Source organism: Amycolatopsis sp. cmx-8-4, assembly GCF_046548675.1.
GTDB lineage: Bacteria > Actinomycetota > Actinomycetes > Mycobacteriales > Pseudonocardiaceae > Amycolatopsis.
Map to the genome: position 1 here is coordinate 232,945 of NZ_JAEBDZ010000004.1, position 23,356 is coordinate 256,300.

Here is a 23,356-nt window from a genome sequence, read left to right on the forward strand (position 1 = left end):
GTTCCGGGGGGCCCCGGCGAGGGGCCCGCGCTTGCCGGTCGCACGGCGCGACCGGCCCGGTCTTCACCCGGGGCACCCCACCGCGGTAGGAGGGTTGCCGGCCAGCAAGCCGGGGCTTGACGCTGGCACTCATGACCTGATTCAAAAGGTAACCGAGAATCGGCGTGACGGCCAGCCCCCACAGCACATTCTGAGACACCGACCACAAGTCGAGCAGGAATGGAGAAACGTCAGAGCTTCGCGCGGAAACGGCCCGGGAGCTGCGTCACGGCGTGGTCCGAGAGGTGCGTCGCGGTGCCGGTGTACTGGTCCGCACCCGCCGTGAACAGCCAGCCGCCCAACGTCTTCCCGTCGATCGGCTCGCCGTGCGCCGCCGCGACGGTCGTCGAGACCTGGCTGTAGGCGAGGCCGTCCCAGTTCGCCGCGTCCGGCAGTGTCCAGAGCGTGAAGTGCACGTGGGCCCCGGTGCTGCTGCCACCGCACGGCAGGGCGTTGCCCGTCGAGCCGAGCACGTCGCCGGCCTCGACCTGCTCACCGTCGGTGACCTTGATGCCTTCCATGTGGTAGTACCCGGTGCGCCACCCGCCGGCGTGGTCGATGGTCACCCAGTCGCCGCCCGCGCAGTGCTGCAGGTGCACGGTCCCGGCCAGGGGCGCCCGCACGGTCTTGTCGGCCGGGCTGAGGTCGAGGGCGTTCTCCACGCCGGTACTGCCGTCGTCGGAGTGGATGCCGGCGGAGTACACCTGCTGGCCGGCCTTGAACGGCAGCGCCAGCGCCGGAAAGGGCCCCACCTCGGCGGCCGCGCCCGGAGCGGCGGCGAGCCCCACACCCAGGACGATCGCCGCGACCAGACCGGCCCCACGCACGTATCGTTTCGTCACCCTGTGTGCTCCTTCGGCTTTACGTTCACCCATTCGAGGTAATGAATGGAGCGCAGAGTAAGCCAAAAGAGGTAACACAGGGAAGATCAGGTGAGATTTTTGTGAGGATCACTCACCCTCGCGGTAAAAGATCACCAGGTCAACGCGAAGAGCGGACAGGCACCGGACAACCGGCCGGCCCCAACGCAGCCCCCACCACTCCCTGGGGGGCGTCCCCTGTCCAGTCTACCGCCGCTGACCTGCGAAAACGTGGGCGCCGGAAATCTGTGGACAACCGGAGTGGATGTGGACAACTCGCGGAGCCCAGCGGACGACACGACCAAGCGGTCAGATGCCCGATTCGCCGCGCCAGCGGGCCAGGCGGCCGGCGCGGTCGACCGCGCGCAGCCGGCGCTCGGCGTCGTCGCGGGCCGTGGCCGTCGTGACCACCAGGAGCTGGTCGTGCTCCTGCAGGCGGCTGGTCTTCTGCGGCGTGAAGCCCGAGCCCGCGCGCACGACCAGGCTCACCGTCGCGCCCACCGGCAGCCGCAGTTCCGACAGGTAGACGCCGTGCAGCTTCGAGCCCGGCTGGATGCGGACCTGCAGCAGCTCGGCGCCCAGCTCGTCCAGCGGCGCGGAGTCGACGTCGAGCTCGTACGCCTCGGACTTCTTCGACAGCCCGAGCCAGCGCGCGAGCGGGCCGAGGGTCGCGCCCTGAAGCAGCGTCAGCACGATGACCAGCACGAACACCGCGTCGACCAGGCGCTGGGCACCCGGCAAGCCCTCCGACAGCGGGATCATCGCCAGCACGATCGGCACCGCGCCGCGCAGGCCGGCCCACGACAGGAACGCCTGTTCCCGCCACGGCAGCCGGAACGGCAGCATCGACAGCACCACCGAGATCGGCCGCGCCAGCAGCAGCACGACGGCGCCCGCGACCAGGCCCGGCACCAGCGTCTCGAGCAGCCGGCTCGGCGAGGCGAACAGCCCCAGCAGCACGAACAGCCCGATCTGCGCCAGCCAGCCCAGGCCTTCGGCGAACGACAGCGTGTCCGAGCGGTGCGGCAGCCGCGAGTTGCCCAGCACCAGCGCCGCGACGTACGTGGCGAGCAGGCCCGACGCGTGCAGCAGCTGCCCGGACGAGTACGCCACGACGCACACCGCGACCGTGGCCAGCGGGTACAGGCCGGTCGCCGGGAGCGCGGCGCGGCGCAGCGCGATGCCGCCGAGCCAGCCGAACGCCAGCCCGATCGCCAGGCCCGCCGCCAGCTCGTAGACCGCCAGGAACGGCAGCGTCCAGTCCACAGTGGTGCCCTCGGCCAGCACCACGACGGCGATGTAGGCCGGCGCGTCGTTGATGCCGGACTCCAGCTCCAGCGCGCCCACCAGGCGCTTGCCGATCCCGGCCGTGCGCAGCACCGAGAAGACCGCCGCGGCGTCGGTCGACGAGAGCACCGCGCCCCACAGCAGCGCGAGCCGCCAGTCGAGGCCCAGCAGCCAGTGCAGGGCCGCGCCGGTGACCGCGATGCTGACCACGACGGCCACTGTGGACAGTACGATTCCGATGCCCAGCGAGGGTTTCACCGCCGACCACCGGGTCGTCAGCCCGCCTTCGGCGAGGATCATGACGAGCGCGGCGAGACCGAGCGACTGGGTCAGGCCGGGGTTGTCGAAGCGGATGCCGAAGCCGGCTTCCCCCAGCACGACGCCGATGGCGAGGTACAGCAGCAGCGAGGGCAGGCCGAGCCGGATCGAGACGCGCACGGCAAGCACGGAGGCGAGCAGGACGACACCGCCGACGCCGAGCAGCACGGGAAGCTGGTCCATGCCGCCTCCCTCCCGAGTGCTGTGGGGCCCTCAGAATAATGAAGCGGCCGGGTTAACTCGTTCGTGTACCACTGGGACGAGTCGGACAACCGGTGTGTTAGGGCCGGAGCAACGCCAGATCGACGCCGAGCGCGGCGAACGGCTTCTCCGCCGCGGGCAGCACCTTCACCGCGCGATGGCCTTCGGCGGCGACCCAGCCGGCGTCGACGGCCTTGCCGAGCAACGCCGCGGGCAGCGACCCGGCGAGGTGATCGCGGCGCTCCGTCCAATCCAGACAGTCGCGCAGCAGGGCGCGCCGCCCGTCCGGCACCGGCACGCCCAGCTCGGCGAACACCTCGAGGCCGCGGCCGGTCAGCGTCAGCCCGGCGTCGGTGCTGACCAGCCCAGCGGCGATCATGCCGTCACGCAGCGCGACGCCGACCAGGCCGGCGAGGTGGTCGTAACAGGTGCGCGCGAACCCGAGCCGCCGCACCCGCACCGACGACTTGAGCCCGGTCACCGGCCGGTGCTCGGCGTGCTGGGCCAGGTGCTCGATCAGCTCGGCGACGCGCGGGTCGGCGATCCGGACGTAACTGGCCCGCCCCTGCTTCACCCGGGCGACGAACCCGGCGTCGACCAGCCGGGTGACGTGCTCACTCGCCGTCGACAACGCGATCCCGGCCGCCTTGGCCAGCTCGCCGACCGTCCACGCCCGCCCGTCCAGCAGGACGAGGCACATGGTGGCGCGGCTCGGGTCGGCGAGCACCGCGGCCACCTCCGCCAACGCGATCGTCTCCATGTCCCCACGGTACGACCCGCCGGCTTCGGTGGCCGCCGAAGCGTCAGACGCCCTTGAGGAACTTCGCGGCCAGCTGCACGGCCGGCCCCGAGTCGTTCGAGTTCTCCAGGACGACGGCGAAGGCGACGTTCCCGCGGTAGCCGACGAACCAGCCGGTGGCCTGCTGCCCGTCGCCGAACTGGGCGGTGCCGGTCTTGCCGAACACGCTCCCGGCACCCGCCGCCGCCTTGCCGGTACCGCTGGTGACGACCGCGCGCATCATCTTCCGCACCTCGCCCAGCACGGACGCGGGCGGCGGCGAGTAGCCCTTGACGACGACGGTGTCGAGGTCGTGCCACAGCTTCGGCGTGATCGCCTTGCCGCCGGCGACCGTCGCGGCCATCATCGCGCCGCCGAGCGCGCTGGCCTGGATCCGGCCCTGGCCGAACCCGTCCTCGACCTGCTCGTCCTTGCTCGCCGCGGGCTCGACCTTGCCCAGCTCGGTCTTGAGGCCCGGGATCTCGTAGTCGGCGTTGAGGCCCAGCTCGTTCGCCGCTTTCACGAGCCCGTCCGCGGGCAGGTTCAGCGCGAGCTGACCGAACGTGGTGTTGCAGGAGCGCGCGAACGCCGTCTGCAGGTTCGTCGCGCCCAGCTCGAAGCCCTCGTTCTTGACCGTGCGCGTGCCGATCGTCGCGACGCCGGGGCAGTCGACCGGCGAAGCCGCGTTGAGGCCGCTCTGCTGGATCGCCGCGACCGAGGTGGCGATCTTGAACGACGACCCCGGCTCGTACAGGCCGTTCAGGGCCTTCGGCGAGAGGCCGGCGGCCGCGTTCTGCGCGACGGCGAGGATGTCACCCGAGCCGGTGTCGAGCGCGACCAGCATCGCGGACCCCGAATAGCCGTCGACCGCGGCTTGCGCGGACTGCTGCGCGCCCAGGCTCAGGCTCGACGTCAGCGGCTTCGCGCCCTCGTCCGACGCCTTCCCGAAGAGCGTCTCCAGGTTCTTGCCGCTGGTGTCGGTGCGGACGACCGCGAACCCGGTGCCCGCCGCGGCCGTGGCCTGGCCGAGCAACGCGGACCGCAGCAGCGGCGCCGGGTTGCCGTCGGCCGGGCGCAGGCCGCCGGCCCCGCTGATGATCAGCGGCTTGCCGTCGCGGTCGGCGACGGCGGTGCTGTCCTGGACGGCCGTGCTGATCGCCAGCCGCTGGCCCGCTTCGAGCTTCGGGTGCAGCAGCGTCGGCGCCCAGTGCACGAGCCACTTGCCACCGGCCTGGGCCAGGGTGAACGGCACGTCGTAGGACCAGACCTGACGGTCCTTCAGCGTCCAGGCCAGGTGGTAGGTCCCGCTCGTCTGCTTCGCCCCGGCCGGGGTCGGCTGCAGCAAGGTCAGCTTCGCGGACAGCGCCGACGGCTGGAGCGTGTTGCGCGCGTCCCGCACCGCCACCGCCGCCGCCGTGGTGTCGTCGGTCAGCCGGGCCGCGGCGTCCGGGTTGTTCTCGGCGAAATCCTGCAGGTACTCGGTGATCGCCGAGTTCGGGTCGAGCGCGCCGGGGCTTTCGACGGCCGTCTCACCCGGGCCGGCGGCCGCTTCGGGTGTACTCCCGCCGTTCAAGAGGAAGAACGCCGCCACCACGACCGCGACCACGGCCAGCGCGCCGCCGATGAGAATGCCGCGTTTTCTGCCAGGACTCATTTCTCGCGTACCCCTCCCCAGTGCGCGCCTCCCGCGCGCACAAGGGCCCAGCTTGCCGATTCCCGGCCCTTTCGGGTGAGAAAGCGACCGATTCGTGACCGGCCTCGTGAGTGGTAATGAGGGTTCTAACCCTCATTACCACTCACGACGGGTTCAGGCCTTGGCGACCGAGACAGTCACCTTCGTACCGTCACCGACCGTCCCGGCGAAGCCGCCGTCCACCGCCGCGTGGGTCACCGACGTCGCCAGCGTCTCCGAGGCCAGGAACTTCTCGTGCCGCGTCGCCGCTTCGACGACGTCGGGCACCGAGTCGATGGTCAGCGCGATCCGGTCGGCGACGTCGAAGCCGGCGTCGCGGCGGGCCTGCTGCACGACCCGGATCAGGTCGCGGACCAGGCCTTCGGCCGCCAGGTCCGGCGTCACCTCGGTGTCGATCAGGACCAGCCCCGAGCCACCGGGCAGCTCGGCCGCCGCGCCGCCGCCCTTGGCGACCAGCCGCCGGTCGAACTCGCCCTCGCGCAGTGTGATATTGGCCGCGACCACCTTGCCGTCCTGGAGTGACCAGTCACCCGCCTTGACCGCCTTGATCACCGTCTGGACGTCCTTGCCCAGCCGCGGCCCGGCGGCGCGCGCGTTCACCGCGACCTCGAACCCGCCGTGCGCGGCGACGTCGGCGGTCAGCTCGACCGCCTTGACGTTCACCTCGTCGCGCAGGATGTCGGCGAAGGCGCCCAGCGACTCGGCGTCGTCGGCCGCCACGACCAGCGACGACAGCGGCAGCCGCACGCGCAGCTTGTTGCTCTTGCGCAGCGACAGCGCCGACGACGCCACCTGCCGGACCCGGTCCATCGCCGTCACCAGCGCCGCGTCCGCGGGCAGGTCGAGCGCGTTCGGCCAGTCGCTCAGGTGCACCGAGCGGCCGCCGGTGAGCCCGCGCCAGACCACCTCGGTGGTCAGCGGCAGCAGCGGCGCCGCGACCCGCGACGTCACCTCCAGGACCGTGTGCAGCGTGTCGATCGCGTCCGCCTCGCCCGCCCAGAAGCGGTCGCGGGAGCGCCGGACGTACCAGTTGGTCAGGGTCTCCAGGAAGTCCCGGACCGTCTGGCACGCGCCCGCGACGTCGTAGTGGTCCATCGCGGACTCGACGTCGGTGACCAGCTCGTGCGTCTTCGCCAGCACGTACCGGTCGAGCACGTGCGGGGAATCGGTGCGCCACTTGCCTTCCACGCCCTCGGCGTTCGCGTACAGCGCGAGGAAGTAGTACGAGTTCCACAGCGGCAGCACGGCCTGGCGGACGGCGTCGCGGATGCCCTTGTCGGTGACGACCAGGTTGCCGCCGCGCAGGATCGGGCTCGCCATCAGGTACCAGCGCATGGCGTCGGAGCCGTCGCGCTCGAAGACCTCGTTGACGTCCGGGTAGTTGCGCAGCGACTTGGACATCTTCGCGCCGTCGGAGCCCAGCACGATGCCGTGCGAGACGCAGGTGCGGAACGCCGGCCGGTCGAACAGCGCCGTGGCCAGCACGTGCAGCAGGTAGAACCAGCCGCGGGTCTGGCCGATGTACTCGACGATGAAGTCGCTCGGGTAGTGGTGCTCGAACCACTCGGCGTTCTCGAACGGGTAGTGCACCTGGGCGTAGGGCATCGAGCCCGAGTCGAACCAGACGTCCAGGACGTCCGGGACACGGCGCATGGTGGACGCGCCCGTCGGGTCGTCCGGGTTCGGCCGGGTCAGCTCGTCGATGTGGGGCCGGTGCAGGTTGTCCAGCCGCACGCCGAAGTCGGCCTCCAGCTCGTCGAGCGAGCCGTAGACGTCGGTGCGCGGGTAGGCCGGGTCGTCCGACTGCCACACCGGGATCGGCGTGCCCCAGTAGCGGTTGCGCGAGACCGACCAGTCGCGCGCGTTCTCCAGCCACTTGCCGAACTGGCCGTCCTTGACGTTCTCCGGGTACCAGGTGATCTGCTGGTTGAGCTCGACCATCCGGTCCTTGAACTGCGTCACCGCGACGAACCACGACGACACCGCGCGGTAGATCAGCGGGTTCCGGCAGCGCCAGCAGTGCGGGTAGGAGTGGTCGTAGGTCTCGTGGCGCAGCAGCACGGAACCCTGCTGCCCGGCCGAACCCGTGCCGTTCTTGAGGTCGCGGACGATGTTCGGGTTGGCGTCGAAGACCTGCTGCCCGGCGTAGTCGGGCACGGTGTCGTCGAACTTGCCGTGCGCGTCGACCGGCGTGACCGGCGGGATCCCGGCGGCGTCGGTGACGGCCTTGTCCTCTTCACCGTAGGCGGGCGCGATGTGCACGACGCCGGTGCCGTCGTCGGTGGTGACGTAGTCGGCCGCCAGCACGCGGTGCGCGTTCTCGGTGCCGGTGAAGTACGGGAACGGGGGTGCGTAACGGTTCCCGAGCAGCTGCGCGCCGGTGTAGCGCGCGACGACCGCCGGCTCCTCGCCGAGCTCACGCGCGTACGCGGCGACCCGCGCCTCGGCGAGCAGGAACCGCTTGCCGGGGAAGTTCTCGCTCTCGACGACGACGTACTGCACCTCGGGGTGCACCGCGGTGGCGAGGTTCGACGGCAGCGTCCACGGCGTGGTCGTCCAGATCAACAGGTAAGTGCCGTCGAGCTCGTTGTCGTTGCCCGCCATCCGGAACCCGACGGTGACGGCCGGGTCCTGGCGGTTGCGGTAGACGTCGGCGTCCATGCCCAGCTCGTGGTTGGACAGCGGCGTCGCGTCGCGCCAGCAGTAGGGCAGGACGCGGTAGCCCTCGTAGACGAGTCCCTTGTCCCACAGGCGTTTGAACGCCCACAGCACCGACTCCATGTAGGTGACGTCGAGCGTCTTGTAGTCGTTGTCGAAGTCGACCCAGCGCGCCTGGCGGGTGACGTAGTCGCGCCACTCGCCGGTGTAGCGCAGCACGGACTCGCGCGAAGCCTCGTTGAACTTCGCGATGCCCATCTCTTCGATCTCGGACGTCTCGGTGATGCCGAGCTGGCGCATCGCCTCGAGCTCGGCGGGCAGGCCGTGGGTGTCCCAGCCGAAGCGACGCTCGACCTTGCGGCCCTTCATCGTCTGGTAGCGCGGCACCAGGTCCTTGACGTACCCGGTGAGCAGGTGGCCGTAGTGCGGCAGGCCGTTGGCGAACGGCGGGCCGTCGTAGAAGACGTACTCGTTGTCACCGTGCTCGCCGGCGGGGCGCGCGTCGATGCTCGCCTGGAACGTCCGGTCGCTCTCCCAGTAGGCGAGGACGTGGGTCTCCAGCTCGGGGAAGGACGGCTGCGACGGCACTCCGGCGCTGTCGCCGAGCTTGGCCTGGGGGTACATCCGGGTGCTCCTCGGTTCGTCACTCTCGTACGGACGACCGGCTCCCGGTCACCCACACGGGGACGAGACGCCTTCCGGCGTTCCGCGGTACCACCCCGCTTGCCCGGCGGTGGAGCTGCCGGGCCGCTCGTTCCACGGCTGTCACGGGCCGCACCCGTCCGGTTCTACTGCGAGCGGTGAGGCTCGGTTCTTCCGGAAGCTCCCCGGTGATGGCCGGATCGACGCTGTGCTGATACCAGGTTAACCGCTCCACGCAACCGGGTTGTCACGAGGGCCGCCGCCGGAAATGGAGGCGCCTTCGCGGACGCGTCGCCGCTAGCATCGCCGGGCGCCGTTTTTCGGCGTGCAGCGGGGAAACACGGGGGACGTTCATGGATTTGTCCGGCGTGGAGCTGGTCGACCTCGCCGAGCGGGAGTCCTTGCTGGGCCGGGCCACCGGCGCGATCCGGGCCCGGTTCGACGAGCAGTGTCCCGAGCCCACCGGCGAGCTGCTGGCGTCGCGGCTGATGGCGGCGGCGAACCGCGACGACCCCGCTGCCGCGTCGCGAGACCTCGAGCGGGCCGCCGCGGTGGCCGAGGAGGCGGGCAACGCCGTGCTGGCCGAGTCGGCACGGGGCGCCCGGCTCCTGCTGCTCGCGCCGGCGGCCGCCGAGACCGCGCTCGAAGCCGTCGCCGACCGGGTGGCGGCGCTCGGCGACGCCGAAGGACACAGCTTCGCCTTGCTGCGGCTGGCCACCGCGCACTTCGCGCGGCAGGACTTCCGGGGCGCCCGGGAGGTCCTCGACCGCGCCGAAACCCCCATTCACGCGACCGGCAAGCCCGAGCTGGCCGGGCTGTGGCTGGCCCGCCAGGCGGTCCTGTCCGCCAACCTCGGCGACTTTCCGCGGGCGATCGAGCTGGCCGCGGAGGCCGCGGCGCACTACACCGAAGCCGGGTCCCCGGAGCGCACCGCGCACGCCCGGCTGCTGGCCGCGCGATTCCGCCGGAGCCTGGGCGACGTCGAAGGCGCGTTCGCCGCCACCACCGGCATCGACGCCGGCACGGATCTGGGCATCCAGGCCCAGGTCGGCCGATTCCGGGGGAGGCTGGCCCGGCGGCTGGACCGCCCGGATGACGCGATCGTGGCGTTCAACTCGGCGATCGCGGACTTCACCGCGGCGGAGCAGCCGGTCGACGCGGCCGCCACCCGCGTCGACCTCGCACGGGTGTACCTGGACCTCGACCGCCCGGAGGACGCGGCGGCGGCCGTCACCGACGCGGAGCCGGTACTGGCGCGGGCCGGGGCCGAGCGGGAACAGGCGAACGGCCGGTCGCTGCTGGGCCACGCGTACCGCGCTCTCGGCCGCCCGGCGCAGGCGGCAGCGTTGTTCGGTGAGGCGGCGGCGTACTTCGCCGTCGCCTCACCCGCCGCCGCGGGCGAGGCGAGGGAGGCGCTGGCGGACGTCCTCACCGAGCTGGACCGCGACGCCGAGGCGGCGGCCGACTACACCCGAGCGGCGGGGCACTTCGAGCAAGCAGGCCTGAGGGCGGCCGAACTCCGCGCGCTGCGGCGACCGCCGTCGGCCTGGCTCCGGAGCGGCGACGCCGACCGGACGCTGACGGCGCTGGCCACAGCGGACGCGGCCGAGTCGGACCCCACGGACCCGGACGCGGCGTGGGAGCACGCGATGACGACCTTCGACGGCGCTCGCGTGCTGTCGGAGCTGGGCCACCCGGAGGCGGCGTACGCCCGGGCGACCACGGCGGCGGCCGAACTGCGGGCGATCGACGCGACTCCGATGATCGTCGTAGCGGAGTTCCTGTGTGGACAGTTGCTGGTCGAACTCGGAAAGTTCGCCGAGGCCCGGGAAAAGCTGACCGAGACGCTGGCCCTGCTGCCGGAAGACGCGGGCCGCAAACGGAGAGATGTCGAGGCGCTGCTGGCGGACCTGCCGGACTAGGAAGGGCCCCGCCGAAACTCCCCCCACCCTTCCCTGGGGGGCGGCCCCGAGGCCAGTCTATCGGCGCCCCCGGACAACAATGGCGTCGAAGCCACCAGCCGCCCCGGGTTGTCCACATTCCGGGGCGGCTGTGGACAACCCCGGCGGTTCACCGGTCGACAGCCTCCCGGGTTCGCACGCCGGCGAGTGTCACGAGGATCGCCGTCAGCCACAGGGCCGCCGCGATCGCGCCCGCCGTGCGCGGGCCCGTCACGAAAGTCGCCGTCCGGGTCGGTTCGCCGACCGCGCTCGGAGAGCACCTCCGCGACCGCAGCCGTCGTTGGCAGGCCACGCCCACGCCAGCCCAGGAGGGTCGGCAGCAGGCGGGATATCCGCACCAGCACCAGGTTCAGCATCCCGAGCACGCCCAGGGCCAACCCCGACAACATCAGGGACCGCGCGGACACTTCCGGCGCGGTGGAAGTGTGCCGGGGGCACCATGGACCGCATGAACGGTGACGCCGACATCGCCCGCACCGCCGCGCTGTTCGCGGATCCGGCGCGGATCCGCGTGCCACTCGGGGACGGCCGCGCCCTGGCCACGTCGGTGCCGGCCGCCGAGGCCCGGCTGTCCGCGCAGGGCGTCAGCGCGCACCTCGCGAAGCTGCGGGCGGCGGGCCTGGTTCGCCGTCACCTCGGCGCTGCCGGCCCGGGGCGCACTGGCCACCGTGGACGGTGAGCGGACCACGCGCCGCCGCGCGGGCGACCGGATTTTCGGCTCCCCTGCGCGATCACCCGTACACGCTGGGTTCCCGGGCCGCCGAGGTGTTCGCCGGGCTGGGGGTGGACGTCGACACGGCCGCGGCCGGACGCCGCTGAAGTTCTGTTCGGACTGGAGCAGCGCCACCACCTGGCGGGCGCGCTGGGCGCCGCCGTCGCGACGCGGTTCGTGGACGCGGGCTGGGTCACCCGCCGGGCCCGGGCGCACGCGCTTGACGCCGGCCGGCGAACGGGCGCTCGAAACCTGCCTCGGCGTGGTCAGCGGTGAGCGGCCACCAGCGTCGCGTCCGGGGCGCAGCGAGCACACGGGGTGAAGCCCAGCTGCCGGGCTTCGCCGATGCCGATGGGGATCGTGTCGCGGGTGCCGACCCAGGTGCAGCCCCGGACGTGGTAGCGGGGGTGCTCGTCGACGACGACGACCTCGTCCTCGAGGTCGGCCAGCACCGCGATGTCCGCGTCCGACGTCGATTCCTCACCGGGTTCGGCGTCGTCGGGTTGTTTTTCCGCCACGGAAGCCGCGGAAGCCGCGGACGCGGCCGTGGCGGCAGAAGCAACGGGTGCCTCAGGAGACTCGGAAACCTCGGCGGCGGGCTCTTCGACGACGTCGGGTTCGGGCGTGTCGGCCGGATCTCCCAGCTCACCGGCGGCGGGAATGAGGACGGTTTGTTCCTCGTCGACCGGTTTCTCCGGCTCCTTGAACAGGCTCGGCTCCGCGTCGGCCGCCGGTTCCGAAGGTTCGGCGACGGAAGCAGGCGCGGCGGAGGGTGTCGCGGATCGCCGGCGACGGCGCAGCCAGTCGACGACGAGGATCACCCCGGCGAGCACCGAGAGGCCGATGGAAACCCACGCCCACAGCGAAGAAGCCGTGATGAGCGCGGAGACGAGCAACCCCAGAGCCGCCAGTACCAGTACCAGCACGATGTAGAGCACGGTGAATTACAGCATGAACGGGCCGGGTTCGGTCCACGACCCGCCCACGTGCGGTACCGGATCGACTCCTGACCGTGGCAGAACCCCGCCGGCGCCGCAGAACTGCCGGCGCCGGCGGGGTGTGCCCGGAGAAATCAGCCCGCTTCGGCCCGGGGGCCGAAGGAGTAGCCCTGGCCGCCGCCCGACGATCCGGACGACTGCCCGGAGTTCGAGGAGGCCGAGGCCGGTGCGGCGGAGCCGCGGTCGTCGAGCTCGCGCAGCTGGGACTCGAGGAACCCGCGCAGCCTCGTGCGGTACTCCCGCTCGATGGTGCGCAGCTCTTCGATCTTCTTGCCCAGCCCGCCCTTCTCGGAGTTCAGGCTGTTCATCGTCTCGGTGTACTTGCGCTGCGACTCGCGTTCCAGCGTGGTGGCCTTGTCGCGCGCCTGGCGCTCCAACGTCTCCGCACGGGTCCGCGCGTCGTTCAGCATCGTGTCGACGCGCGTGCGCGCCTCGTTGACCATCGAGTCGGACTTCGCCCGGGCGTCCGAGAGCAGCTGCTCGGACTTGGTGCGGGCCTCGGCCAGCATCCCGTCGGACTCGGTCTTCGCCTCGGCGGTCAGCCGGTCGGCCATCTCCTGGGCGAGCCCGAGAACCTTGGCCGCCTGCACGTTGGGCTCGCCGCTGTCGGCCACCATCGAGTGGGCCTGGGTCTGCTCCATCGCGGACGCCGGCGGCGGCACCGGCGCGAGACGCCGGGACGGCTCTTCCCGCATCGGGGGCTGTGCGGATTTCGCGCTGTCGAGCTCGCCACGAGTCGATTCGAGCTCGGCGTCGAGCTGCTCCATCTGCTGGCGCAGCTCGTTGTTGTCCTCGATCAAGCGGGCCAGCTCGGTCTCCACCAAGTCGAGGAACGCGTCCACCTCGTCCTCGTTGTAGCCCCTCTTGCCGATGGGCGGCTTGCTGAACGCGACGTTATGCACGTCAGCGGGGGTCAACGACATCAGATCACCTCACGCACTCCATGGTCTGCAGGGTCCACCCAAGTCTCCCCGATCAACTTGGAGTCGCCAGTTGCATCGCGAAGAACACAACCAACAGCAGAACCATAATCGATAAGTCCAGTCCGACGCCGCCGATCCGCACCATCGGGATGATTCGCCTGAACAGGCGAACCGGCGGGTCCGTCACTGTGTAGATGGTCTCGAGCGTCACCGCAACCCCTCCGGCCGGGTGCCACTCCCGTGCAAAGGTGCGGACGAGTTCGACCACGATACGTGCCGTCAGCAACAGCCAAAACGCGAACAGCACGTACCAGACGACCAGCCACACAGCTTCCACGTACCTACTCTAACCGGGCGTCCTCGTCGAAGACGCAGTTGAGGGGGTCGACGCGGCATCGGGTCGACAAAATCACGTTTGCTTGCGCTCAGCGGTCCGCGCGACTTCAGCCGCGCAGAAACAATCCGCCCTCGGCAATCCGCCGGCGGTCTTCCGCGGTCACGTCCACATCGGGCGGTGAGAGAAGGAACACCTTGTTGGTGACCTTGTCCATCGACCCGCGCAGCGCGAAAGCGAGCCCGGCGGCGAAGTCGACGAGCCGCTTGGCGTCCGCGTTGTCCATCTCGGTGAGGTTCATGATCACCGGGATGCCCTCGCGGTAGTGCTCGCCGATGGCGCGCGCTTCCGCGTAGCTGGTCGGGTGCAGCGTCGTGATCCGGCTCAAGGGGTCACGCACCGGCTGGCGCACGACCGGCTCGGTGACCGGTCGCAGGCGCGCCACGGGCTCCGGCTGACGGTCCATGGCGAGCGCGCCGTGGACCGCGGGTCCCGCACCGGGCACGGAGCGTGAACGGGCTCGGCTGACGGGCTCGTCGTACGTGTCCTCGCTGTCGCGGTACCGTGAGCGCGACCGAGGAGCAGGCTCCTCGTAGGAGTCGTACTCGTCGTCCGCGTAGCCGCGTCGATAATCTTCTTCGACGTCGTAACCGTCGTCGTCAGCGGGCACCATCCCGAAGTAGGCCTTCAGCTTCTGCAGCGCGCTCATGCCTCTCCCTAGCCCTAGCCGCTCCCGCACCAACGCTTCTCCACGCCGTCAGTGCCCCGTATGGACGACCACTAAACGTGACCGGCATACGAGCTCCCTACGGCGAGGCTAAACCGCGCCCGCCGAGCAGTGCGGTTCCGACACGCACACAGGTTGAGCCGTGCGTGATCGCCTGCTCGAGATCATGGCTCATCCCGGCGGAGACTTCTGCGGCATTCGGGTGATCTTTTCGGAGGGTTTCCGCCGCGCGGGCGAGCTTCTCGAAGGCTTCCCCGGGATCGGCGCCGAGCGGGGCGACGGCCATCAGGCCACGAAGCCGCAGTTCACCCGTGTGAGTGACGTGCTCGGCGAGCGCCGCGAGCTCGCCGAGCGGGCAGCCGCCGCGCTCGGTGTCGTCGTCGAGGCTCGCCTGGATCAGGACGTCGAGCGGTTCGTCACGTTTACCGGCGTAACGCACGGTGTGCACGGCCTTCGCGAGCGCGTCGGCGAGCCGGGCCGAGTCGAGCGACTGCACCTCGTGTGCCCACTCCACCACGGACCGGGCCTTGTTCCGCTGCAGCCGGCCGACCATGTGCCACCGCAGCGCGGACCCGGGACGCAGTTCCGCGACCTCGGCCGCCTTCGGCCCGGCCTCCTGATCGCGGTTCTCGCCGACGTGGGTGACGCCGAGATCGGCGAGCAGCGCGGCGTCCGACGCCGGGAAGGTCTTGGTCACGGCGATCAGCTGGACCTCGTCGCGGGCCCGCCCGGCGGCGCGGCACGCGGCCGCGATCCGCGCCTCGACCTCGGCCAGGTTCGCGGCCAGCTCGGCCTTGCGGTCGGTCATGCGGTCGGTCATGCGGTCGGTCACGCCTCGATCCAGGTGATGCCGGCGAGCCGCCCGGTCGTCCCGTCGCGCCGGTAGCTGAAGAGCGTCTTGTCCTCGTTCGTGCACCGCGGGTCGACGCCGATCTTGCCGACGCCCAGGCCGGCGAGCTGCTGCCAGAGCCCGGCACGCAGGTCGAGCCCGGGCGTGCCCTTGCGGGTCTTGCAGGCGGTGCCGGGGACGTGTTTCTCGACGTCGGCGGCCATCGCGGCCGGCACCTCGTAGCAGTCGCCGCAGATCGCCGGGCCCAGCAGCGCCTCGATCCGCCGCGGCTCGGCGCCCGCGTCCCGCATCGCCGCCACGGCGGCCGGGACGACGCCGACCCGGGTGCCGACGCGGCCCGCGTGCACCGCCGCGACCACCCCGGCCTCGGCGTCGGCCAGCAGGATCGGGACGCAGTCGGCGACGAGCACCACCAGCGCGACGCCCGGCGTCGCGGTCACCAGCGCGTCGGTCGCCTCGGCGGCCCCGGTCTCCGAGCCGTCCACGGTGGTCGCCGTCCGGCCGTGGACCTGTTCCATCCAGGCCAGCTTGTCCTCGGCCAGGCCCAGCTCGGCCGCGAGCCGCTTGCGGTTCGCGTAGACGTCACCCTCGTCGTCGCCGACGTGGTCCCCCAGGTTGAACGTGTCGTACGGCGGTCGTGACGCGCCGCCCGCCCTGGTCGTGACCACTTGCCGAACCCGCATGGTGCCATCCTCCCAAACGCCGTGAAGGCCTCCTTCCCGGCCTTTAGAGCCGGTAAGGAGGCCTTCACGGACCACAGTTTCTAGCGCCGCATGAACGGCGGCACGTCGACCTCGTCGTCCGACGGGTCGTCGTGCACCGGCATGGCGCGCCCGGGCAGGCTGCCCTGGGTCGCGTTAGAGCCCATCGGCGAGTAGCCGCGCGAACCGCCGCCGGGCTGCGGGAGCCCGCCGGTGTTCTGGCCGCCGGCAGACGGCAGCGGCGTGTGCGACCGCGGCGGCGCGACCGGGTAGCCCGACCCCGAGGCCGACGGCACCGGGGTGGCCCCCGACGGCGGCCCCTGCTGGTTCGAGACCTGCCCGGCCGAAGCCGACGCCGTGCCCTGGCGCGAGCCGGAGCCGAACGTCGACGGGTCGAGCTTCTTGTGGGTCGGCGCGCCGGCGTCGAAGCCGGCCGCGATCACCGTGACGCGCACCTCGTCGCCGAGCGAGTCGTCGATGATCGTGCCGAAGATGATGTTGGCGTCCGGGTGCGCGGACTCCTGCACCAGCGACGCCGCCTCGTTGATTTCGAACAGGCCCAGATCCGAACCACCCGCGATCGAAAGCAGTGCGCCGTGCGCACCATCCATGGAGGCTTCGAGGAGGGGCGAGTTGATCGCCTTCTCCGCGGCCTGGATGGCTCTGCCTTCACCGCGTGCGCTCCCTATACCCATCAGGGCGGAGCCCGCGCCGGACATGACGCTCTTGACGTCGGCGAAGTCGAGGTTGATCAGGCCGGGGGTGGTGATCAGGTCGGTAATGCCCTGGACACCGGAGAGCAGCACCTCGTCCGCGGAGCGGAACGCGTCCATCAGCGAGACGCCGATGTCGCCGAGCTGCAGCAGCCGGTCGTTCGGGATCACGATGAGGGTGTCGCACTCGTTGCGCAGCGACTGGATGCCGTCTTCGGCCTGCTTGCCGCGGCGCTTGCCCTCGAAGGTGAACGGGCGCGTCACGACGCCGATGGTCAGCGCGCCCAGCTTGCGGGCGATCTGCGCCACGACCGGGGCGCCACCGGTGCCGGTGCCACCGCCTTCGCCGGCCGTCACGAACACCATGTCGGCGCCCTTGATGACCTCTTCGATCTCTTCACGGTGGTCTTCGGCGGCCCTCTGGCCGACCTCGGGGGCGGCGCCCGCGCCGAGGCCACGGGTCAGCTCGCGGCCGATGTCCAGCTTGACGTCGGCGTCGGACATGAGCAGTGCCTGGGCGTCGGTGTTCACCGCGATGAACTCGACACCCTTGAGGCCGACCTCGATCATGCGGTTCACGGCGTTCACGCCGCCACCGCCGATGCCGACCACCTTGATCACCGCAAGGTAGTTGTGCGGGGGCGTCATCGAAGTCCGCCTTCCTGATCGTTGTGCCCGTACAGCCCGCCGACCGGTGATCAACTCTCAACCTAAACCCCAGATTGAGAGTTATGTCAACCGCCGACGTTAGGCAGGACGGTAGGCACCAGGCAGGCTCTAATCCAGTAGGCACGCCGTGTGTCGCAAAGGTGTTTTGCCACAACACGTTCGTGCGCGCAAGAGCGAGGAGCCGGAAGTGGCCCCCGCGCCCGGTCTGCTATGGCCCGCGAACAGCCGCAGATCAGCCGCAGATCAGCCCCGGAACAGCCGCAGATCAGGCCGGCATCGGCATGACCAGCGCGATGGTCGACGACGGTGCCCCGGTCGTCGATCCCCCGGTCTGCTCGACGCTCAGCCCGACCTGTTCGGCGCCGCCGATGCCGTCCGCGACCACCAGGGAACCGTCGTCGGCGCCGGTGATCAGCCCGGCCGGGCGCGGCGGGGTCGTGCCCGCTATCAGCCAGGCCTGGTAGACGTGCCCTTCGGTGGGCGCGGGCAGGCCGGCGTCCATCACCATCACGCGGTTGAGCGAGCGCGACGCGATCACCGTGGCACCGCCGCCGAGGGGCGACGTGCCGTGCCCGGTCTTCGCGTCCGGCGCCGAGAGCAGCGCCGCCACCGGCGCGTACTGCGCCTTCGCCTGGTCGAGCTGGGTCTGCGCGGACTGCAGCTCCTGCTGCTGGGTCAGCGCGATCCCGCCGAACACCCCGCCCGCGGCGAGCCCGACGACGGCCGCGGCGGCCGCCGTGAGCACGGCCCAGCGCGGAGCGCGCCCCGACCGGCGGTGCCGCTCGGGCGAGCCGGGCCGGGTGCGCGGCGGCAGCTGGCGGGTCGCGTGCATGGCCACCATGACGCGGTCCTTGAACTCCGGCGGCGGTTCTTCGGCCATCGCCGCACCGAGGCGGGCCGCGGTCGCGCGCAGCTCGGCGACCTCCTGCGCGCACGACTCGCACTGCTCGAGGTGGCGCGAGAACTCCGCGCGCTCGATGTCCGACACGGCGTCGAGCGCGAACGCCCCCGCCAGCGTGTGCATCTCCGGTGTGCTCACGCGGTCACCCCCAAACAGTCCCGCAGGCGGATCAGGCCGTCCCGCAACCGCGTCTTGATCGTTCCTTGCGGCGTCGACAGCACTTCGGCCACCTCGCGATAGGTGTAGCCCTGGTAGTAGGCCAGCAGCACGGACTCGCGCTGCAGGTCGGTCAGGAAGGACAGGCACCGGCGGACCTGGGAGCGTTCCAGGCTCGCGGTGACGGATTCGGCCACCTCGTCGAACGGGCGGCCGCGGGCGGCTTCGAAGGTCGCCTTCTGCTCGCGCTCGGTGCTGGCGCGCGCCGAGCGGACGCGGTCGACGGCGCGGCGGTGCGCCAGCGTCATCGCCCAGTTCAGCGCGGAGCCCTTCTCGGACGAGTAGCGCGTCGCGGTGCGCCAAAGCTCGACGAGAACCTCCTGCGCGACCTCTTCGGACTGCGCGGAGTCGCGCACGATCCGGCGGACGAGCCCGAAGATCGGCCCGGAGAACTGGTCGTAGAGCAGCTCGAACGCCCGCTCGTCGCCCTTGGCGACGCGCACCATCAGCTCCTCGGCACTGGGGCCGGCCTGCCCCTCGGGTTCTTCCGAGGGCACGGGGGCCATGTGGCGCTGGCGAGCCGCCTCATCCATGCAGCTGTCCTCCGGCGTTCTGCGGGGTGCGCGGGATGACCGGCGCCTTCCGCAGCCACAGGGCGATCCCGTGGCGGCGGATCAGCGCGGACACCCGCTGCGGCAGCAGGGGCCGGGCCAGGACCAGCCGGGCCAGCCACCGCGGGCTCGCCGGGCGGCGAACTCCCCGAAGCGTAGCGACCAGCGGTGTGGTGCCGCCGCGGCGCAACGCCACCGTGAGGTCGAGCAGCGCTTCCGGGTGGGGCAGGCGCATCCGGTACTCGCCGTCCATCTCCTGGAACGGCGAGACGTAGAACTCCTTCTCCGCGCGCGCGAGCCCGGCCTCGTCCGGGTGCAGCAGGTAGGCGTGCCGGCCGCCGTAGGTGTTGTGCACCTCGGCGACGACGCACTCGAGCGTGCCGTCGGGACCGTGGCACCAGTAGACGCTGATCGGGTTGAACACGTACCCGAGCACGCGCGCGGCGGCCAGCATCACGACCTTGCCGCCGCGCAGGTCCACCCCGCGCTCCGCGAGCCACCCGTCGAGCTTCTCCCGGATCCCCCGCTCGTCGCCGGCCACGAAGTGGTCGCGGCGGTCGAAACCGGCGAACGGGCGCGCCCACCACGGCAACCGCGGCGGCGCGTCGAGATCGACCAGCCACAGGTACACGCGGTGCGCGAAGGCGTGCGGCGGGTCGATCCGCCGCACGTGCGCGACGGTGGCGTCGTAGAGCGCGGTCGTCACCAGGTGACCCCCAGGGTTTCGGCGGCCCGCGCCCCGGAGGCGCAGCCGTCTTCGTGGAAGCCCCAGCCGTGGTAGGCGCCGGCGTAGGCGATCACGCCGTCGTTCAGCTCGGGCAGCCGTCGTTGCGCCGCAACGGCTTCCGGCGTGTAGACCGGGTGCTCGTAGCGCATCTTGGCGACCAGCCCGGTCCGGCCGGCGCCCTCGCCCGGGTTGAGCGTGACGACGTACCCGGTCGGCTCGTCCAGCCGCATCAGGCGGTTCATGTCGTAGCTGACCTGGACCGCGCCGGTCGGGGCGCCGCACTCGGGGGCCCGGTAGTTCCAGCCCGCGCGGGCGTCGGCCAGCGACGGCAGCACGCTGGTGTCGGTGTGCAGCCAGGCCTCGTTCTCCGAGTAGCGGAACGCGCCGAGCACGTCGCGTTCGGCGTCGGACGGGTTGGCCAGCAAGGAAAGCGCCTGATCCGCGTGCGTGGCGATGACGACCCGGTCGACGCGGTGCGGGGTGTCGGCGTCGTCGCGGATCTCGACGCCGCCGCCCGCGGTCCGCAGCACCGACCGCACCGGCGTCGACAGGTGCACGGCGGTGAGCTGCTTGGCCGCGCGTTCGACGTATTCGCGGGACCCGCCGACGACGGTCCGCCAGGCGGGCGAGTTCTTGACGCTCAGCATGCCGTGGTTGCGGAGGAACTCGAACAGGTAGCGCGCCGGGTACCGCAGGGTGTCACTGCGGTCGGCGGACCAGACCGTCGACACCACCGGCAGCATGAAGTGGTCGACGAAGTAGCGGGAGTAGCCGCCGATGGCGAGGAACGCGCCGAGCGTCACATCGCCGGCGTCGGTCGCCTCCAGCAGCCGCTTCGCGTGGCGGTGGAACCGCTTCACCTCGGCGAGCATGCGCACGTAGCGCGGGCGGACGACGTTGCCGCGCTGGGCGAACAGCCCCGGCAGCCCCTTCGCGCCGGCGTACTGCAGGCCACAGCCGTCGCAGCTGATGCTCATCGACATCTCGGTGTCGCGCGTCTGCACGCCGAGCTCGCCGAACAGCCGCAGCAGCGTCGGGTAGGTGCGCTCGTTGTGGACGATGAACCCGGAGTCCACGCCGACGGTGCCGCCGTGGGCGCTGGGCACGTCGTGGGTGTGCGCGTGCCCGCCCAGGCGGTCGTCGGCCTCGAACAGCAGGACCTCGTACTTGCGTTGCAGCAGGTAGGCGGCAGTCAGTCCGGCCACCCCGCTGCCGATGACGGCGATGCGTTCTCCCGTGATCTCCACACCGGTACTTCGCCGCCGGGCCCGACGTGGATTGGATGAGCGCGGCACCAATCCGCCGCGCAGCAGGGAGCGAATCCCGGACATGCCGAACAGCACCGCGCACCGCCTCGCCTCGTTCGCCGAAAAGCTCCTCGGCGGGCAGCTCCCCATCGGCCTCCGGACGTGGGACGGAACCCGCGCCGGACCAGTGGACGCGCCCACCGTGGTGCTGCGCAACCGCCGCGCCCTCCGTCACCTGCTCTTCGCGCCGGGTGAGCTGGGTCTCGCCCGCGCCTACGTCACCGGTGACCTCGACGTCGAAGGCGATCTCGCCGACGGCTTCCGCCGCATCTGGTCCGTCACCCGCGCGGGTGAGCTCAAGCGGGTGAAGCTGGGCCCGCGCGAGTGGGCGGAGGCCGCCAAGCTCGCCGGTGCGCTCGGCGTCATCGGCCTGCCCCCGAAGCCGCCCGTCGAAGAGGCCCGGCTGTCCGGGAAGCTGCACAGCCTGCTGCGCGACAAGTCCGCCATCGCCCACCACTACGACCTGGGCAACGCCTTCTACCAGCTGCTGCTGGACGACTCGATGGCCTACTCCAGCGCGTACTTCACCTCCGACGAGCCGGGCTACGGCCTGGCGGAGGCGCAGTCCGACAAGCTGGAGATGATCTGCCGCAAGCTGGGCCTGCGCCCGGGCATGCGGCTGCTCGACGTCGGCTGCGGCTGGGGCTCGCTGCTGGTCCACGCGGCCAAGCACCACGGCGTGCACGCCGTCGGCATCACGCTCTCGGCCGAGCAGCTGCAGCACATCCGCGGCCGGCTCGCCCAGCACGACCTCGAAGACCGTGTCGAGGTCCGGCGCCAGGACTACCGCGAACTGCCGGACGCGCCGTTCGACGCGGTGGCGTCGATCGAGATGGGCGAGCACGTCGGGGAGGTCAACTACCCGGCCTACGCCGCGACGCTGCACAAGATGGTCAAGCCCGGCGGACGCGTGCTGATCCAGCAGATGTCCCGCGGCAACGTCGCCCCCGGCGGCGGCGCGTTCATCGAGCGCTACATCGCGCCCGACATGACCATGCGCCCGGTCGGCCGGACCGTCGAACACCTCGAAACCGCCGGGCTCGAGGTGCGTGACGTCCACGCGATGCGCGAGCACTACGTCTGGACGGTACGGGCCTGGGCCGACACCCTGGAGGAGAACTGGGCCGACGTCGTCGCGCTCATCGGGGAGTCCGGCGCGCGGGTGTGGCGCCTGTACCTGGTGGGCGGGGCGCTGGCGTTCGAGGAGAACCGGATGGGTGTGGACCAGATCCTGAGCGTGCGACCGGACGTGAACGGCGTCAGCGGCATGCCGGCGACCCGGGAGTGGAACTGATGCCCCTGGGCGGCACGTTGCTGGTCACCGCCGGCGTCACGGTCGTGGCGGTGGTGGTGACCTTCGGGATCGCGCGAGCGCGCAAGCGCTACGACACGATCGACACGTTCTGGGGGCTCGGCTTCGCGATCGTCGCGCTGGCCGCGTTCCCGTTCGGCGACGGGCCGCTGCCGCTGCGGCTGGTGGTGACGGCGCTGACCGTCGTGTGGGGCGTGCGCCTGTCGGCGCACCTGCACCTGCGCAACCACAAGCTGCCGGAGGACCCGCGGTACGTGCGGATGGCCAAGCACGCTTCGCCGGCGAAGATGTTCGTGCGCGTGTACCTGGTGCAGGCCGTGGTGCTGTACTTCGTGTCGCTGCCGGTGCAGTTCGCGCAGTACGGCACCGGGATCGGCGTGCTGGGCTGGCTCGGCGTCGTCGTGTGGCTGGTCGGGTTCGCCTTCGAGACGGTCGGCGACGACCAGCTGCGCCGCTTCAAGGCCGACCCCGGCAACAAGGGCAAGGTGCTCGACACCGGGCTCTGGCGCTACACGCGGCACCCGAACTACTTCGGCGACGCGTGCGTCTGGTGGGGCCTCTACCTGCTGGCGTGCTCGACGTGGCCGGGCGCGCTGACGATCCTCTCCCCGATCGCGATGACCTACACCCTGGCGAAGGGCACGGGGAAACCGTTGCTGGAGAAGGGAATGGCCCGCACGCGTCCGGCGTACGCGCACTACGTCGAGCGCACCAGCGGGTTCTTCCCCCTGCCGCCCAGGCGCGTCACTCCCCCGTGAGCCCGTCGGTCAGCTCGCGCAGCACGTCGAGGTGGCCGACGTGCCGGGCCGTCTCCTCGATCATGTGCGCGACGACCCACCGGACGTTGAACGTCTCGTCCTTGTACGTCACCTCGTCCGCGAGGTCGTGCTTCGCGACGATCTCGCGGCTGCGGACGCACTGGGTTTCGTAGTCGGCGAGCAGCTGCTCCACCGTCACCTCGGGCGCGACCCGGAACTCCGCGTCCGGGTCCTGCTCCAGCTTCTCCTCCCAGGTGTCCGGTTCGCCGTCGACGACCACGGCGAACCAGTACCACTCGTTGAGCGTGAGGTGCGCGAGCAGCCCGGCGACGGTCGTCAGCTCGCTCGGCAGGTGGACCTGCCGGGCCTGCTCGAGGCTCAGTCCGCCGCTCTTCCAGGCGACGGTGGCGCGGTGGTAGTCGAGCAGGCTGGCGAGGATCTCCCGCTCGCCGCCGGTGAGCGGGATCTTCGGGCGGTCCGGTCGTTCGGTCATGGCCGGGACTCTGCCAGAAGGGTCCGA

The 23,356-nt window shown here is 71.4% G+C and carries 22 protein-coding genes and 1 riboswitch; of the genes, 5 read left to right on the forward strand and 17 right to left on the reverse strand.

Going from position 1 to position 23,356, the window contains the following annotated elements; genetic code table 11:
* Positions 1–22: 22 nt before the first annotated feature.
* A riboswitch (SAM riboswitch) is annotated at positions 23–137 on the reverse strand.
* A 93-nt stretch (positions 138–230) separates the two neighbouring features.
* The 5 genes from ACLJQZ_RS10120 to ileS form a co-directional block, all read right to left on the reverse strand.
* Entirely contained in the window at positions 231–881 is a 651-nt protein-coding gene (locus ACLJQZ_RS10120) for a M23 family metallopeptidase (protein ID WP_410619763.1), read from the reverse strand.
* A gap of 327 nt (positions 882–1,208) precedes the next feature.
* On the reverse strand, positions 1,209–2,687 hold the full coding sequence (locus ACLJQZ_RS10125) for a potassium/proton antiporter (RefSeq protein WP_410619764.1): 1,479 nt from the start codon (positions 2,685–2,687) through the stop codon (positions 1,209–1,211).
* A 97-nt stretch (positions 2,688–2,784) separates the two neighbouring features.
* On the reverse strand, positions 2,785–3,465 hold the full coding sequence (locus tag ACLJQZ_RS10130) for an ArsR/SmtB family transcription factor (protein ID WP_410619765.1): 681 nt from the start codon (positions 3,463–3,465) through the stop codon (positions 2,785–2,787).
* A gap of 43 nt (positions 3,466–3,508) precedes the next feature.
* Positions 3,509–5,137 (reverse strand): penicillin-binding transpeptidase domain-containing protein, encoded by a 1,629-nt coding sequence (locus ACLJQZ_RS10135; RefSeq protein ID WP_410619766.1) that lies wholly within the window; start codon positions 5,135–5,137, stop codon positions 3,509–3,511.
* 153 nt (positions 5,138–5,290) lie between these two features.
* Positions 5,291–8,458, reverse strand: a complete 3,168-nt coding sequence (gene ileS, locus ACLJQZ_RS10140) for an isoleucine--tRNA ligase (protein ID WP_410619767.1) — start codon at positions 8,456–8,458, stop codon at positions 5,291–5,293.
* Between the two features lie 371 nt (positions 8,459–8,829).
* On the opposite strand from ileS, the gene ACLJQZ_RS10145 reads away from it, so the two are divergent.
* The 3 genes from ACLJQZ_RS10145 to ACLJQZ_RS10155 all read left to right on the forward strand — a co-directional run bounded on the left by ACLJQZ_RS10145 (position 8,830) and on the right by ACLJQZ_RS10155 (position 11,256).
* Entirely contained in the window at positions 8,830–10,398 is a 1,569-nt protein-coding gene (locus ACLJQZ_RS10145; RefSeq protein WP_410619768.1) for a hypothetical protein, read from the forward strand.
* A 487-nt stretch (positions 10,399–10,885) separates the two neighbouring features.
* Complete coding sequence (locus tag ACLJQZ_RS10150; RefSeq protein WP_410619769.1) at positions 10,886–11,116, forward strand: hypothetical protein; 231 nt, start codon at positions 10,886–10,888, stop codon at positions 11,114–11,116.
* Complete coding sequence (locus ACLJQZ_RS10155; protein ID WP_410619770.1) at positions 11,113–11,256, forward strand: hypothetical protein; 144 nt, start codon at positions 11,113–11,115, stop codon at positions 11,254–11,256. The genes ACLJQZ_RS10150 and ACLJQZ_RS10155 overlap by 4 nt, the downstream gene beginning before the upstream one ends.
* A 159-nt stretch (positions 11,257–11,415) precedes the next feature.
* Here ACLJQZ_RS10155 and ACLJQZ_RS10160 read toward each other — a convergent pair whose 3' ends face one another.
* The 11 genes from ACLJQZ_RS10160 to ACLJQZ_RS10210 all read right to left on the reverse strand — a co-directional run bounded on the left by ACLJQZ_RS10160 (position 11,416) and on the right by ACLJQZ_RS10210 (position 20,706).
* Complete coding sequence (locus ACLJQZ_RS10160) at positions 11,416–12,087, reverse strand: hypothetical protein (protein ID WP_410619771.1); 672 nt, start codon at positions 12,085–12,087, stop codon at positions 11,416–11,418.
* A 134-nt stretch (positions 12,088–12,221) separates the two neighbouring features.
* Complete coding sequence (locus ACLJQZ_RS10165) at positions 12,222–13,070, reverse strand: DivIVA domain-containing protein (protein ID WP_410619772.1); 849 nt, start codon at positions 13,068–13,070, stop codon at positions 12,222–12,224.
* A 52-nt stretch (positions 13,071–13,122) separates the two neighbouring features.
* Complete coding sequence (locus tag ACLJQZ_RS10170) at positions 13,123–13,398, reverse strand: YggT family protein (protein WP_013224824.1); 276 nt, start codon at positions 13,396–13,398, stop codon at positions 13,123–13,125.
* Between the two features lie 115 nt (positions 13,399–13,513).
* A complete protein-coding gene (locus ACLJQZ_RS10175; RefSeq protein WP_410619773.1) occupies positions 13,514–14,113 on the reverse strand; it encodes a cell division protein SepF in 600 nt (199 codons plus the stop codon).
* A gap of 97 nt (positions 14,114–14,210) precedes the next feature.
* Positions 14,211–14,939: a YggS family pyridoxal phosphate-dependent enzyme gene (locus ACLJQZ_RS10180; protein ID WP_410620002.1), complete on the reverse strand. Its 729-nt coding sequence runs from the start codon at positions 14,937–14,939 to the stop codon at positions 14,211–14,213.
* A gap of 20 nt (positions 14,940–14,959) precedes the next feature.
* Positions 14,960–15,664 (reverse strand): peptidoglycan editing factor PgeF, encoded by a 705-nt coding sequence (gene pgeF, locus ACLJQZ_RS10185; protein WP_410619774.1) that lies wholly within the window; start codon positions 15,662–15,664, stop codon positions 14,960–14,962.
* Positions 15,665–15,744: 80 nt separating this feature from the next.
* Positions 15,745–17,043, reverse strand: coding sequence for a cell division protein FtsZ (ftsZ, locus tag ACLJQZ_RS10190; RefSeq protein ID WP_410619775.1), 1,299 nt, complete (start codon positions 17,041–17,043; stop codon positions 15,745–15,747).
* A gap of 286 nt (positions 17,044–17,329) precedes the next feature.
* The gene (locus tag ACLJQZ_RS10195; RefSeq protein WP_410620003.1) at positions 17,330–18,088 is read right to left on the reverse strand and encodes an anti-sigma factor domain-containing protein; all 759 of its coding nucleotides are present in this window, start codon (positions 18,086–18,088) and stop codon (positions 17,330–17,332) included.
* Positions 18,089–18,099: 11 nt separating this feature from the next.
* Complete coding sequence (gene sigK / locus ACLJQZ_RS10200) at positions 18,100–18,714, reverse strand: ECF RNA polymerase sigma factor SigK (protein WP_410619776.1); 615 nt, start codon at positions 18,712–18,714, stop codon at positions 18,100–18,102.
* Positions 18,707–19,441, reverse strand: a complete 735-nt coding sequence (locus ACLJQZ_RS10205) for a DUF1365 domain-containing protein (protein WP_410620004.1) — start codon at positions 19,439–19,441, stop codon at positions 18,707–18,709. Before ACLJQZ_RS10205 ends, sigK begins: the two co-directional genes overlap by 8 nt.
* Positions 19,435–20,706 carry an NAD(P)/FAD-dependent oxidoreductase gene (locus ACLJQZ_RS10210; RefSeq protein ID WP_410619777.1) on the reverse strand — a complete coding sequence of 424 codons (1,272 nt, stop codon included), beginning with the start codon at positions 20,704–20,706 and terminating at the stop codon, positions 19,435–19,437. The genes ACLJQZ_RS10205 and ACLJQZ_RS10210 overlap by 7 nt, the downstream gene beginning before the upstream one ends.
* An 82-nt stretch (positions 20,707–20,788) precedes the next feature.
* Here ACLJQZ_RS10210 and ACLJQZ_RS10215 point away from each other — a divergent pair, with 82 nt between their 5' ends.
* Both ACLJQZ_RS10215 and ACLJQZ_RS10220 read left to right on the forward strand, forming a co-directional pair.
* The gene (locus ACLJQZ_RS10215; protein WP_410619778.1) at positions 20,789–22,060 is read left to right on the forward strand and encodes a class I SAM-dependent methyltransferase; all 1,272 of its coding nucleotides are present in this window, start codon (positions 20,789–20,791) and stop codon (positions 22,058–22,060) included.
* On the forward strand, positions 22,060–22,836 hold the full coding sequence (locus ACLJQZ_RS10220) for a DUF1295 domain-containing protein (RefSeq protein ID WP_410619779.1): 777 nt from the start codon (positions 22,060–22,062) through the stop codon (positions 22,834–22,836). Before ACLJQZ_RS10215 ends, ACLJQZ_RS10220 begins: the two co-directional genes overlap by 1 nt.
* Here the strand turns inward: ACLJQZ_RS10220 and ACLJQZ_RS10225 are convergent.
* A complete protein-coding gene (locus ACLJQZ_RS10225; protein ID WP_410619780.1) occupies positions 22,823–23,329 on the reverse strand; it encodes a DinB family protein in 507 nt (168 codons plus the stop codon). The two genes, ACLJQZ_RS10220 and ACLJQZ_RS10225, sit on opposite strands and share 14 nt — an antisense overlap.
* Positions 23,330–23,356: the final 27 nt, after the last annotated feature.

What these genes read in the sequence shown, in the direction of transcription:
- ACLJQZ_RS10145 (WP_410619768.1), top strand. Translation starts at nt 8,830, where the DNA reads ATGGATTTGTCCGGCGTGGAGCTGGTCGACCTCGCCGAGCGGGAGTCC.
- ACLJQZ_RS10135 (WP_410619766.1), bottom strand. Translation starts at nt 5,137, where the DNA reads ATGAGTCCTGGCAGAAAACGCGGCATTCTCATCGGCGGCGCGCTGGCC.
- ACLJQZ_RS10215 (WP_410619778.1), top strand. Translation starts at nt 20,789, where the DNA reads ATGCCGAACAGCACCGCGCACCGCCTCGCCTCGTTCGCCGAAAAGCTC.
- ACLJQZ_RS10220 (WP_410619779.1), top strand. Translation starts at nt 22,060, where the DNA reads ATGCCCCTGGGCGGCACGTTGCTGGTCACCGCCGGCGTCACGGTCGTG.
- pgeF (WP_410619774.1), bottom strand. Translation starts at nt 15,664, where the DNA reads ATGCGGGTTCGGCAAGTGGTCACGACCAGGGCGGGCGGCGCGTCACGA.
- ACLJQZ_RS10225 (WP_410619780.1), bottom strand. Translation starts at nt 23,329, where the DNA reads ATGACCGAACGACCGGACCGCCCGAAGATCCCGCTCACCGGCGGCGAG.
- ileS (WP_410619767.1), bottom strand. Translation starts at nt 8,458, where the DNA reads ATGTACCCCCAGGCCAAGCTCGGCGACAGCGCCGGAGTGCCGTCGCAG.
- ACLJQZ_RS10165 (WP_410619772.1), bottom strand. Translation starts at nt 13,070, where the DNA reads ATGTCGTTGACCCCCGCTGACGTGCATAACGTCGCGTTCAGCAAGCCG.
- ACLJQZ_RS10195 (WP_410620003.1), bottom strand. Translation starts at nt 18,088, where the DNA reads ATGCACACGCTGGCGGGGGCGTTCGCGCTCGACGCCGTGTCGGACATC.
- ACLJQZ_RS10150 (WP_410619769.1), top strand. Translation starts at nt 10,886, where the DNA reads ATGAACGGTGACGCCGACATCGCCCGCACCGCCGCGCTGTTCGCGGAT.
- ACLJQZ_RS10125 (WP_410619764.1), bottom strand. Translation starts at nt 2,687, where the DNA reads ATGGACCAGCTTCCCGTGCTGCTCGGCGTCGGCGGTGTCGTCCTGCTC.
- ACLJQZ_RS10175 (WP_410619773.1), bottom strand. Translation starts at nt 14,113, where the DNA reads ATGAGCGCGCTGCAGAAGCTGAAGGCCTACTTCGGGATGGTGCCCGCT.
- sigK (WP_410619776.1), bottom strand. Translation starts at nt 18,714, where the DNA reads ATGGATGAGGCGGCTCGCCAGCGCCACATGGCCCCCGTGCCCTCGGAA.
- ACLJQZ_RS10130 (WP_410619765.1), bottom strand. Translation starts at nt 3,465, where the DNA reads ATGGAGACGATCGCGTTGGCGGAGGTGGCCGCGGTGCTCGCCGACCCG.
- ACLJQZ_RS10180 (WP_410620002.1), bottom strand. Translation starts at nt 14,939, where the DNA reads ATGACCGACCGCAAGGCCGAGCTGGCCGCGAACCTGGCCGAGGTCGAG.
- ftsZ (WP_410619775.1), bottom strand. Translation starts at nt 17,043, where the DNA reads ATGACGCCCCCGCACAACTACCTTGCGGTGATCAAGGTGGTCGGCATC.